Source organism: Inquilinus sp. OTU3971 (assembly GCF_038440215.1).
In genome coordinates this window covers 1-10,918 of the sequence record NZ_JASATH010000241.1, presented here as the reverse complement: position 1 = coordinate 10,918, position 10,918 = coordinate 1, and the positions used below count along the sequence as shown (strand labels likewise).

Below are 10,918 nucleotides of genomic sequence, written 5' to 3'. Positions count from 1 at the left end.
CCAAATCACCCCCCCCCGCCGCCCGCCGCCGTCCCCGCCCCCCCCCCCCCCGGCCCGGTCTCCTCTTTTTCTCAGCCTCGGATCACTTGACCCGGGGCAGCTGCTCGAACTGGTGGAAGGGCGGCGGCGACGGCAGCGTCCACTCCAGCGTGGTGGCGCCTTCGCCCCAGTAGTTGCTCTCCACCCGGCGGCCGTAGCGGATCGTGTAGAAGGCGATGCCGACGAACAGGAAGGCGGCCGCGACCGAGATGTAGGCGCCGAAGGATGACACCATGTTCCAGCCGTGGAATGCGTCCGGATAGTCCGGCTGGCGCCGCGGCATCCCCGCCAGGCCCAGGAAATGCTGCGGGAAGAAGGTCAGGTTGACGCCGATGAACGTCATCCAGAAATGGATCTTGCCCCAGGTCTCCGGGTACTGCCGGCCGGACATCTTGCCGATCCAGTAGTAGAAGCCGCCGAAGATCGAGAACACCGCGCCCAGCGACAGCACGTAGTGGAAGTGCGCGATGACGTAGTAGGTGTCGTGCAGGGCGGTGTCGATGCCGGCATTGGCCAGCACCACGCCGGTGACGCCGCCGATGGTGAACAGGAAGATGAAGCCGATCGCCCACAGCATCGGCGTCTTGAACTCGATCGACCCGCCCCACATCGTCGCGATCCAGGAGAAGATCTTGATGCCGGTCGGCACCGCGATGATCAGGGTGGCGGCGGTGAAGTAGGCGCGGGTGTCGACGTCGATGCCGGTGGTGAACATGTGGTGCGCCCACACCACGAAGCCGACCACGCCGATCGCGACCATGGCATAGGCCATGCCGAGATAGCCGAACACCGGCTTCTTCGAGAAGGTCGACACGATGTGGCTGATCATGCCGAAGCCCGGCAGGATCATGATGTACACCTCGGGGTGCCCGAAGAACCAGAACAGGTGCTGGAACAACAGGGGGTCGCCGCCGCCGTCGGGCTTGAAGAAGCTGGTGCCGAAGTTGCGGTCGGTCAGCAGCATGGTGATGGCGCCGCCCAGCACCGGCACGGCCAGCAGCAGCAGGAAGGCGGTCACCAGCATCGCCCAGACGAACAGCGGCATCTTGTGCAGCGTCATGCCCGGGGCGCGCATGTTGAAGATGGTGGTGATGAAGTTCACCGCGCCGAGGATCGAGGACGCGCCGGCGAGGTGCAGCGAGAAGATCGCCATGTCGACCGACATGCCGGGCTGCCCGGCCTCGGACAGCGGCGGGTAGATCGTCCAGCCGGTGCCGGCGCCCTGGCCGACGAAGGCCGAGCCGATCAGGAGCGCGAAGGACGGGACCAGCAGCCAGAACGAGATGTTGTTCAGCCGCGGGAAGGCCATGTCCGGCGCGCCGATCATGATCGGCACGAACCAGTTGCCGAAGCCGCCGATCATCGCCGGCATGACCGTGAAGAAGACCATGGTCAGGCCGTGGGCGGTGACGAAGACGTTCCATTCCTGGCCGTCGGCCAGGAACTGCATCCCCGGATTCTGCAGCTCGAGCCGCATGATCAGCGAGAACACGCCGCCGACCAGACCCGCGACGATCGCGAAGATCAGGTACAGCGTGCCGATGTCCTTGTGGTTGGTCGAGAACAGCCAGCGCTTGAAGAAGCCCGGCTTGTGATCGTGGTGGTGGTCGTCGTGACCGTGTGCTGCGGCGTGAGCCATCGTTGTCAACCTCTTCCCCGTCCGGGGTTGCCTGTCGGGGCTGCGGCCCCGAGTGGGATCACTCCCCGATGGGGATCGTGCCTTAGGGGTTATTGGCCGGCCTGGGCCAGCTTGGTGCGCGCCTGCGCCTCGTCCCAGGTCATGGTCAGAAGCTTCGGCTTCTCGGCCGGGTTCGGCCCGACCTTCTCGACGACCCACTTGTCGAAATCCGCGCGGCTGACCGCATGGACCTCGATCGGCATGAAGGCGTGGTCGGTGCCGCACAGCTGCGAGCACTGGCCGTAATAGACGCCCGGCTTGTCGATCCGGACCCAGGTCTCGTTGGTCCGGCCGGGAACCGCGTCCTTCTTGACGCCGAAGGCCGGTACCGCCCAGGAGTGGATGACGTCGCCCGCAGTGGTCAGGATCTGGATGTCGGTGTCGACCGGCAGCACCACCGGGTTGTCGACCGACAGCATCCGCACCTGGTCCGGCTTCAGATCACCGTCCTTCACCATGTAGCTCGCGTATTCGGCGATCTTCTGGTCCGGATACTCGTAGCCCCAGTACCATTGGTAGCCATGGGCGATCAGGGTCATCTCGGGGTTCGGCGTGCGGTCGCCGGCATAGAGCAGCCGGAACGACGGCACCACGATGACCAGCAGGATCAGCACGGGTGCGACCGTCCAGATCACCTCGATCACGGTGTTGTGCGCGGTCTTCGACGGCACCGGGTTGCGGTCGGCGCTGAAGCGCCACATCACATAGACCAGGAGCCCCAGCACGAACACCGTGAGCGCCACGATGATGACCAGGAGCAGGTTGTGGAAACTCTCCATCTGCTCCTTGACCGGCGAGGCTGCTTCCTGGAAGCCGAGCTGCCAGTTGTGCGGCGGTCCGTCGGCGAAGGCCGCGCCCGTGCCGAGGAGAAGCAGGACCGACACGCCTGCCGCCAATTCACGCAGTCTGCCCGATCGCATGCCGTGCGCTCTTTCGTTATCGTTGTCGTTCCCACCCATGGCCCATGCCGGCTGTCGCCGGCAATGGACTCCGTCCGGCCTTATAGCGATGGAACCGCAAGGGTTGAAGCCCTTACGACATCGCCGGCCGCACGAAGCCGGGCCAATCCTGGCCAGGGCGAAAATACAGGGCGTTCCCGGGGGCAACAACAGGCTGTGCCGTCGCGCCCGTCACGCAAATGGTCGCATCCCCTTGCGCATCGATTCGGCCGATCGGGGCTGGCCCCGGCCGGCGGGCGGCACTATGTCTGGAGTCCAGATCCGCTGACCGGAATCCCGCCATGAGCGCCCTCGACCAGACCGACGACCTGTTCTTCACCCAGGCCGGGCTCGACCGCGCCCGGCTCGAACGGCTGGTCGGCGAGGCCCTGCAGGGCGCCGATGACGGCGAACTGTTCCTGGAATACGTCCAGTCCGAGGGGCTGAGCTGGGACGACGGCAAGCTGAAGAGCGCCAGCTTCGACACCAGCCAAGGCTTCGGCCTGCGCGCGGTGGCGGGCGAGACCACCGGCTACAGCCATGCCTCGACCCTCGGCGAGGATGCGGTCAAGCGGGCGGTGGAGACGGTGCGCGCGGTCCGCGCCGGCCATGGCGGCAGCCTGGCCGAGCCGCCGCAGGGCACCAACCGGCAGCTCTACACCGACGCCAACCCGCTCTCGGCGGTGCCGTTCGAGACCAAGGTCAAGGTCCTGGCCGAGATCGACGCCTATGCCCGCGCCAGGGACCCGCGGGTGCGCCAGGTCAGTGCTTCGATCAGCGGCAACTGGCAGGCGGTGCGGATCATCCGCGCCGACGGCCGCCACGCCGCCGACATCCGGCCGCTGGTGCGGGTCAACGTCTCTGTCGTGGTCGGCGCCGGCGACCGGATGGAGAGCGGCAGCCACGGCGCCGGCGGCCGCACCGGCTACGATCTCTACCTTGAGCCGGGGCAGTGGCAGGCGGCGGTGGACGAAGCGCTGCGCCAGGCCCTGGTGCGGCTGGACGCGGTCGAAGCGCCGGCCGGCGAGATGACCGTGGTGCTCGGCTCCGGCTGGCCCGGCATCCTGCTGCACGAGGCGATCGGCCACGGCCTGGAAGGCGACTTCAACCGCAAGAAGACCTCCGCCTTCTCCGGCCTGATGGGCCAGCGCGTGGCGGCGCCGGGCGTCACCGTGATCGACGATGGCACCCTGCCGGACCGGCGCGGCAGCCTGACGGTGGATGACGAGGGCACGCCGACCCGCAACACCACGCTGATCGAGGACGGCATCCTGGTCGGCTACATGCAGGACCGGATGAACGCCCGGCTGATGGGCATGGCGCCGACCGGCAACGGCAGGCGGCAGAGCTACGCCCACCACCCGATGCCTCGGATGACCAACACCATCATGCTCGGCGGCAAGACGTCGCCGGCGGAGATCCTGGCCTCGGTCAAGAACGGCCTCTACGCCGTCAACTTCGCCGGCGGCCAAGTCGACATCACCAACGGCAAGTTCGTGTTCTCCGCCTCCGAGGCCTATCTGATCGAGGACGGCAGGATCGGCCCGGCGGTGAAGGGCGCGACCCTGATCGGCAACGGGCCCGACGCGCTGACCAAGGTGTCGATGGTCGGCGACGACATGGCGCTTGACCCCGGCATCGGCACCTGCGGCAAGGAAGGCCAGGGCGTGCCGGTCGGCGTCGGCCAGCCGACCCTCAGGATCGACGGGCTGACCGTGGGCGGTACCCGCGCCTGACCGTCCGCAAATCCTCCCACCGAAGAGAGAGGGACGGCTTTGCTGCGCAGGCAATCTTTGCTTCAGATTGAATATCATATTATGTAGTTCTTCGGGCGTCGGCGGAGCCTCTGCCTAAATCGGGCAGTTGTCCGCCGATTAAGATCGGACAATTATCTGCCAAGACACTCATTTGAGTGTCTCGTTCTTCTTGATAGGTGGTCCCGATTGTGGCGTTATGCATATGCGCTTCTGACGAGGCGTTATTTCTATGATAGCTATTCGGGAGAGAGACGTGCGTGTCTCGTTGAGCTTTTTGATTGGTGCGGCGATCGCATTCTTGGCGCCGGCCAGTATTGTCCAGGCCGCGACGGCGACCACGAGCTTTGCGGTGACGGCGACCGTGCTGAAGTTCTGCACGGTGGTGGCGACGCCGATGGCGTTCGGCAACTACACCAGCTCGACGGTCGCAGAGACCACCTCGACGATCACCGTCACCTGCACCGCCGGCACCGGCTACGACATCGGCCTCGATGCGGGCGGGGCGGCCGGCGCCACCGTGACCACGCGCCAGATGTCGGGCACCACCGTCACCACCGCCAGGCTGAACTACTTCCTGTACAGCGACAGCGGCCGCACCGTGAACTGGGGCAACACGGTGGGCACCGACACGGTCAACCTCACCGCCGGTGCCGTCCCCATCATCTCGACCGTCTACGGCCGCGTTCCGGCCGGCCAGTTCGTCGCCCCCGACGCCTATCTCGACACGATCAACGTCACGGTCACCTACTGACCGGGGGCGGGCGATGACGGCGATGCGCCGACGCCGCGTCCTTGTCGCGGCGGCCTGGGTCGCGCTGTGCCTCGGCAGTGTGGCAGCCCGGGCCGGGGGGCTCGAGGTGGCGCCGCTCGGGGTCGACTTCGCGGCGGGCCAGATGGCCCAGACCATCACCGTGGCCAACCGGGCCACCGCGCCGGCGACGGTGCAGCTGCGGACCTTCGACTGGTCGCAGCCCGGCGGCGTCGACCGGCTGGCCCCGACCGACGCTGTGGTCGCCAGCCCGCCGATCGTCACCATCCCGCCGGGGCGGGAGCAGGTGATCCGCGTGCTGCTGCGCCGGCCCTCCGCCGGGGCGGCGGAGAAAAGCTACCGGCTGATGGTCGAGGAGATCCCGGTGCCCGTGCCGGGGCAGATCAACCTGGCGCTGCATCTGTCGCTGCCGATCTTCGTGTCCGGGGCCGCCCCCGGGCAGGCCAAGATCTCCTGGTCGGCCCGGCCGGCGGGTGGCGGCATGGTCGAGCTTGCGGCCCGCAACGGCGGCACCCGGCACGCCAAGTTCGACGGGCTGGTCATCGCCACCCGCGGCGGCGCGGCCAGCCGGGCCTTCGGTGGCTATGTCCTGCCCGGCCAGGAGAAGCGCTGGCGGATTCCGCTGCGCGGGCTGGACCGGGCCGGTCAGATCATGCTGCGCGGCGCCGGAGACCAGGGCGGGGTCGATGCCACGATCGCCCTGGACGGCAGCCCTTAAGGCAGGCGCCGGGCTCGCGGCTGCCGGGTGGCTGGCGGCCGCCCCGGCGACGGCGGAGGACCGTGCCCTGTATCTCGATGTCACCGTCAACGGCCAGGGCCAGCAGCTGATCGGGGGCTTCGTGGAGCGCGATGGCACCCTCTATGCGACGCCGGAGGAGCTGCAGGCGGTGGGCGTGCGGCCGCCGGAGGGCGCCGACCCCACCGCGGACGGGCTGCTGCCGCTGTCCGCCGTTCCCGGCCTGCGCTACGACTATGACGAGCCGGCCCAGGCGCTGCGCATCGACCTGCCGGAGGAGGGGCGCCAGCCGGTGGAGATCGGCGCGCGCGACACCCGGGTGCTCCAGGCCGACAGCGCCTACGGCCTGCTGCTCAACTACGACCTGATCGGCACCCGCGGCGAGGATTCGAGCTACGGCTCCGGCGTGGTGGAAGGCCGCGTCTTCGGCCCGCTCGGCGTGCTCGACACCAGCTTCCTCGGCAATATCGGCACCGGCAGCGGGCAGGATGACGGGGTGATCCGGCTGGACTCCACCTGGACCTATTCCGACCCCGGCGAGCTGCGCCGCACCCGGCTGGGCGATTTCATCAGCGGCGGCCTGGCCTGGACCCGGCCGGTGCGGATGATCGGCGGCCAGGTCGACCGCGACTTCACGATGCGGCCCGACCTTATCACCTTCCCGGTGCCGGCTTTCGGCGGAGACGCCGCGGTGCCGTCCACCGTCGACATCTACGTCAACAACGTGAAGCAGTTCTCGACCGAGGTGAAGCCGGGGCCGTTCGAGATCACCAGCCTGCCGGTGCTGACCGGCGGCGGCGACGCCCGGGTGGTGGTGCGCGATGCGCTGGGCCGCGAGACGGTGCAGACGTTGCCCTTCTATGCCAGCCGCAGCCTGCTGCGCGAAGGCTTCGTCGACTATTCCTTCGAGGCCGGCTCGATCCGCCGGCGCTACGGCGAGGCCAGCTCCGACTATTCCGGATTCGTGGGCATCGGCTCGCTGCGCTATGGCCTCGACGACAGTCTCACCCTGGAGGGTCATGTCGAGACCAGCCGCGACCTGGTCCTGGGCGGCGCCGGCGTGGTCTATGGCGTCGGCACGCTCGGCACCGTCAACGCCGCGGTGTCGGGCAGCCGCTCCGGCGGCGATTCCGGCCTGCAATACGCGGTCGGGGTCGAGCATCTCGAGCCGCGCTGGAGCGTCGGCCTGCAGCGCACCGGCACCGTCGGGGTCTACCGGGACCTGGCGGCGGTGGACGACCGCAACCGGCTGCGCAGTAGCACCCGGGTCAACGCCAGCCTCAATCTCGACCGCTGGGGGTCGCTCGGCGTCGCCTATATCGATCTCGACCGGACCGATTTCGGCCGGACGCAGATCGCCTCGGGCAACTACAGCGTGACGCTGTTCGACGACATCCAGCTGGTGGCCACCAGCTTCCTCGACCTCGACGACAGCTCGAACGCCGGGGTGATGCTGTCGCTCACCGTGCCCCTCGGCCGCGAGACCAGCGTCGGCCTCGACGCCACGGCCCAGAACGGCCAGCGCTGGCTGACCCAGCGGGCCAGCTATGTCCAGGATACCGGCGTGTCCGAGCGTGGCCTGGTGGTGAACGCCCAGGCCAGCGAAGGCGACCTCCGCCGCTATTACGGCCAGGTCGACTACCGCACGGCGCTGGCCGACTTCACCGTGGCGGCCGACCAGATCGACGACCAGACCAGCGTCCGCGGCGAGGTCAGCGGCTCGCTCACCTATGCCGGCGGCGGGGTGTTCGCCGGCCAGCGCATCGACGACAGCTTCGCCGTGGTCGACACCGGCGTGGCCGGCGTCGGCGTCACGCTGGAGAACCGTCCGGTCGGCCGCACCGACGGCGGCGGCCAGCTGCTGGTCCGCGGCCTGCGCGCCTATGAGGCGAACAAGATGGCGATCGACGTGGCCGACCTGCCGGCCGACGCCGCCTTCGAGGACACTCGCCGGTTGGTGACCCCGGCCGACCGCAGCGGCATCGTCGTCCCCTTCCCGGTCCGGGTCGGCGACGCCGCCACCATCCTGATCCATCGCCCCGACGGCAGCGCGGTGCCGCCCGGCTCGACCCTGGTGCTGGACGGTGGCGGGGCGGAGCCGCTGCCGGTCGGCTATGACGGGCTGGGCTATGCCACCGGCCTGCAGCCGGAGAATGCCGGCACGGTCACCCTGCCCGACGGCAGCCAGTGCCGCATCGCCTTCGCCTTCGCGCCCGTGCCGGGCGAGATCCCCCAGATCGGCCCGGTCACCTGCGGAGGAACGCCATGAGACGATCCCTGCTGTGGAGCCTGCCCGCGGCGATGGCCTGCGCCCTGGCCGGCAGTCCGGCTTTCGCCATCGGCGAAAGCTGCTCGGTCACCGCGACCGCGCTCGCCTTCGGCAATTTCGCGCCGCTCTCGGGCACGGTGCTGAACGCGACGTCGACGATCACGGTGACCTGCGTCTGCCCGGCTCTCTGCCTCGGCATCAACTACACGGTCGCGGTCAGCACCGGCGGGTCGGGCACCTTCTCGCCGCGGCGGATGAGCGCGGGGACGCCGACGTTGGCCTATAACGGCTACACCACCGCCGCCCGGACCACGATCTGGGGCGATGGCAGCGGCAGCACCGCGGTCCAGGCGCGCTGCCGGCTGGTCGGCGCCATCGGCAGCAGCTGGGTCGAGCCGATCACCTTCTACGGGCGGATCCCGGTCAACACCGCCGCGATTCCCGCCAGCTACTCGGACACTCTGAACGTGACCGTCACCTATACCGGCATTTCGCTCTGCCTCTAGCCGCCGACGCCCCGCTAATCTGGGCCGAAGGACGCAGCCAGGAGGAGCGCATGATCGCCGTGATCTTCGAGGTCGAGCCGGCGGAGGGCCGGTTCGACGACTATCTCGACCACGCCGCCCGGCTGCGCCCGGTGCTGGAGCGGATGCCGGGCTTCATCTCGGTCGAGCGCTTCCGCAGCCTGACCAACCCGGACAAGCTGCTGTCGCTGTCCTTCTGGGAGGACGAGGCGGCGGTGGCCGGCTGGCGCAACCGGGCCGAGCACCGTGCCGCCCAGGCCGCCGGCCGGGCCGGCATCTTCCAGGGCTACCGCCTGCGCATCGCCGCGGTGCTGCGCGACTACGAGATGGACGAGCGGCGCGAGCAGGCGCCGGCGGATTCGCCGTTCTAAGGGGCGGCCGTATCAGCCGGGCCGCCCGTGCTCATCATAGCCCAGGATCTCGTCCGGGCTGTGGCGGTCCAGCACGGGGAGGGCGGCGACCCGCTTGCGGATGGCGGCCAAGTCTTCGAGCAGCACCGGCGCCTTCTGGGCGCTGGCCACCCGCCGCAGCCGATCTTCCAGTGCGCGCCGGATGGCCTCGGTGATCGATTCGCCAGTCCGCTGGGCCAGCGCCCGCGCCAGCATTTCCGTCTCCGGATCTTTGATGCTGAGCGCCACACGTGGTTCCTCAGTGTCGATCCAGGTAGAATATGCTCGCGAGGTCGACGCTGCCACTGCCGGCGATTTCACCCCAGCCCGGGCACCTGCGGATAAGCGGGGTCGTCCCAATCCGGGTGCTCCCGCCATTGCGGGGCGCCGTCGGCGATCGAGTAGTAGTCGCCCTTGTCGACGGTGTAGAGATGACCGCCGATGCCGAGGCCGGTGGCGCCGTCCAGCGTGCCGGCGGCGATGCTGACGGTGCCGCCCTGCGTCAGCTTCCAGAACAGGCTGGCGCCGCATTCGCCGCAGAAGCCGCGCTCCGCCTCGGGGGAGGAGCGGTACCAGCGCAGCGTGCGGTCGCTCTCCAGCACCAGATCGCCGGCGGCGCAGGCGGTGAAGGCGGCGAAATGGCCGGAGGTGCGGCGGCACTGGCCGCAATGGCAGGTCACGACCTGGCGCAGCGGCCCGGTCACCCGATAGCGCACCCCGCCGCACAGGCAGCCGCCGGTGTGGTCCGTCATCGCTCATCTCCCCTCACTGTACCGGTCCCCAGCGTGGGACCGCCGGCGCTCCCGGTCTGTGCCGGACTCGTCCCGCGATGTCGCAGGCGCGCCACAGTCCTGTCGCATCCGGCCTTGCCAAGCCTTCGCGGCCTCCCGATATTCGACGAAGCCGTCCGGATCCCCCGGGCGGCGGACGTTCTCAGGGCGGGGTGAAAGTCCCCACCGGCGGTGATGGCGCGAGTCCTTCGGGAAGGCGCATGAGCCCGCGAGCGCCTGCCGGGTCAACCGGCAGGGTCAGCAGATTCGGTGCGATTCCGAAGCCGACGGTCACAGTCCGGATGAAAGAGAACGGGGACGGCAGGCCGGGCGCGAGTCCCGGCGGTCGGTCCCGTATGCCCTGATTCTGGTCCGTTGCATGAGGATGACCATGAATCAGCCCCTGTCTTCTTCCTCCCGTACCGACGCGCCCCGCATCGCCTTCATTCAGGCGTGCTGGCACCGCGACATCGTCGACCAGTGCAAGACCGCCTTCCTGGCCGAGATCGCCCAGGCCGGCGCCGCGGCGCCGGAGGTCGATCTGTTCGAGGTGCCGGGCGTGTTCGAGATCCCGCTGCACGCCCAGCTGCTGGCCAAGAGCGGCCGCTACGACGCCATCGTCGCCACCGGCTTCATCGTCGATGGCGGCATCTACCGGCACGAATTCGTGTCGACCGCGGTGATCGACGCGCTGATGCGGGTGCAGCTCGACACCGAGGTGCCGGTGCTGTCCGCGGTGCTGACGCCGCAGCGCTTCCACGAGCACGAGGCGCACACCGCCTTCTTCCGCGAGCATTTCCTGGTCAAGGGCAAGGAGGCGGCGGAAGCCGTGCTCAAGACCATCGTCGCGGTGGCGAAGCTGCGCGGCAAGGGCCTCCGCGCGGCGGCTTGACGCTGCACAGCGGCTTGGCCGGGGCTACCCCCTCACCCGAAATCGCGACGCGATTTCGATCTCTCCCCGAGGAGAGGTAAATCCCCTCTCCTCGGGGAGACTACGGCATTCACACATCGATCAGTGAGACCGACCGCAGGTATGCGAACAGATTGCT

At 68.9% G+C, this 10,918-nt stretch carries 11 protein-coding genes and 1 riboswitch; of the genes, 7 read left to right on the top strand and 4 right to left on the bottom strand.

All coding sequences use genetic code 11. The features are described 5' to 3' along the window. Positions 1-82 precede the first annotated feature (82 nt). Both ctaD and coxB read right to left on the bottom strand, forming a co-directional pair. On the bottom strand, positions 83-1,678 hold the full coding sequence (ctaD, locus tag AAHM41_RS35925; RefSeq protein WP_342241438.1) for a cytochrome c oxidase subunit I: 1,596 nt from the start codon (positions 1,676-1,678) through the stop codon (positions 83-85). An 89-nt stretch (positions 1,679-1,767) separates the two neighbouring features. Then, positions 1,768-2,601 (bottom strand): cytochrome c oxidase subunit II, encoded by an 834-nt coding sequence (gene coxB, locus AAHM41_RS35920; RefSeq protein ID WP_342241437.1) that lies wholly within the window; start codon positions 2,599-2,601, stop codon positions 1,768-1,770. A gap of 356 nt (positions 2,602-2,957) precedes the next feature. Between coxB and tldD the strand changes: the two genes are divergently transcribed. The 6 genes from tldD to AAHM41_RS35890 all read left to right on the top strand — a co-directional run bounded on the left by tldD (position 2,958) and on the right by AAHM41_RS35890 (position 9,081). Then, a complete protein-coding gene (tldD, locus tag AAHM41_RS35915) occupies positions 2,958-4,391 on the top strand; it encodes a metalloprotease TldD (RefSeq protein WP_342241436.1) in 1,434 nt (477 codons plus the stop codon). Between the two features lie 319 nt (positions 4,392-4,710). Continuing rightward, positions 4,711-5,163, top strand: coding sequence for a Csu type fimbrial protein (locus AAHM41_RS35910; protein WP_342241435.1), 453 nt, complete (start codon positions 4,711-4,713; stop codon positions 5,161-5,163). Positions 5,164-5,185: 22 nt separating this feature from the next. After that, positions 5,186-5,899, top strand: a complete 714-nt coding sequence (locus tag AAHM41_RS35905; protein WP_342241434.1) for a fimbrial biogenesis chaperone — start codon at positions 5,186-5,188, stop codon at positions 5,897-5,899. Beyond that, positions 5,868-8,186, top strand: coding sequence for a fimbria/pilus outer membrane usher protein (locus AAHM41_RS35900; RefSeq protein ID WP_342241433.1), 2,319 nt, complete (start codon positions 5,868-5,870; stop codon positions 8,184-8,186). The genes AAHM41_RS35905 and AAHM41_RS35900 overlap by 32 nt, the downstream gene beginning before the upstream one ends. Further along, positions 8,183-8,692: a Csu type fimbrial protein gene (locus tag AAHM41_RS35895; protein ID WP_342241432.1), complete on the top strand. Its 510-nt coding sequence runs from the start codon at positions 8,183-8,185 to the stop codon at positions 8,690-8,692. Before AAHM41_RS35900 ends, AAHM41_RS35895 begins: the two co-directional genes overlap by 4 nt. Before the next feature lie 50 nt (positions 8,693-8,742). Beyond that, positions 8,743-9,081 (top strand): antibiotic biosynthesis monooxygenase family protein, encoded by a 339-nt coding sequence (locus AAHM41_RS35890; RefSeq protein ID WP_342241431.1) that lies wholly within the window; start codon positions 8,743-8,745, stop codon positions 9,079-9,081. Between the two features lie 12 nt (positions 9,082-9,093). On the opposite strand, the gene AAHM41_RS35885 is transcribed toward AAHM41_RS35890, so the two are convergent. Further along, positions 9,094-9,348, bottom strand: a complete 255-nt coding sequence (locus tag AAHM41_RS35885; RefSeq protein ID WP_342241430.1) for a type II toxin-antitoxin system VapB family antitoxin — start codon at positions 9,346-9,348, stop codon at positions 9,094-9,096. A gap of 68 nt (positions 9,349-9,416) precedes the next feature. Then, a complete protein-coding gene (locus AAHM41_RS35880) occupies positions 9,417-9,851 on the bottom strand; it encodes a GFA family protein (RefSeq protein ID WP_342241429.1) in 435 nt (144 codons plus the stop codon). Positions 9,852-10,024: 173 nt separating this feature from the next. Beyond that, positions 10,025-10,187: riboswitch (FMN riboswitch) on the top strand. A gap of 73 nt (positions 10,188-10,260) precedes the next feature. Here AAHM41_RS35880 and AAHM41_RS35875 point away from each other — a divergent pair. Next, positions 10,261-10,761: a 6,7-dimethyl-8-ribityllumazine synthase gene (locus tag AAHM41_RS35875; RefSeq protein ID WP_342241428.1), complete on the top strand. Its 501-nt coding sequence runs from the start codon at positions 10,261-10,263 to the stop codon at positions 10,759-10,761. The last annotated feature ends 157 nt before the right edge of the window (positions 10,762-10,918 follow it).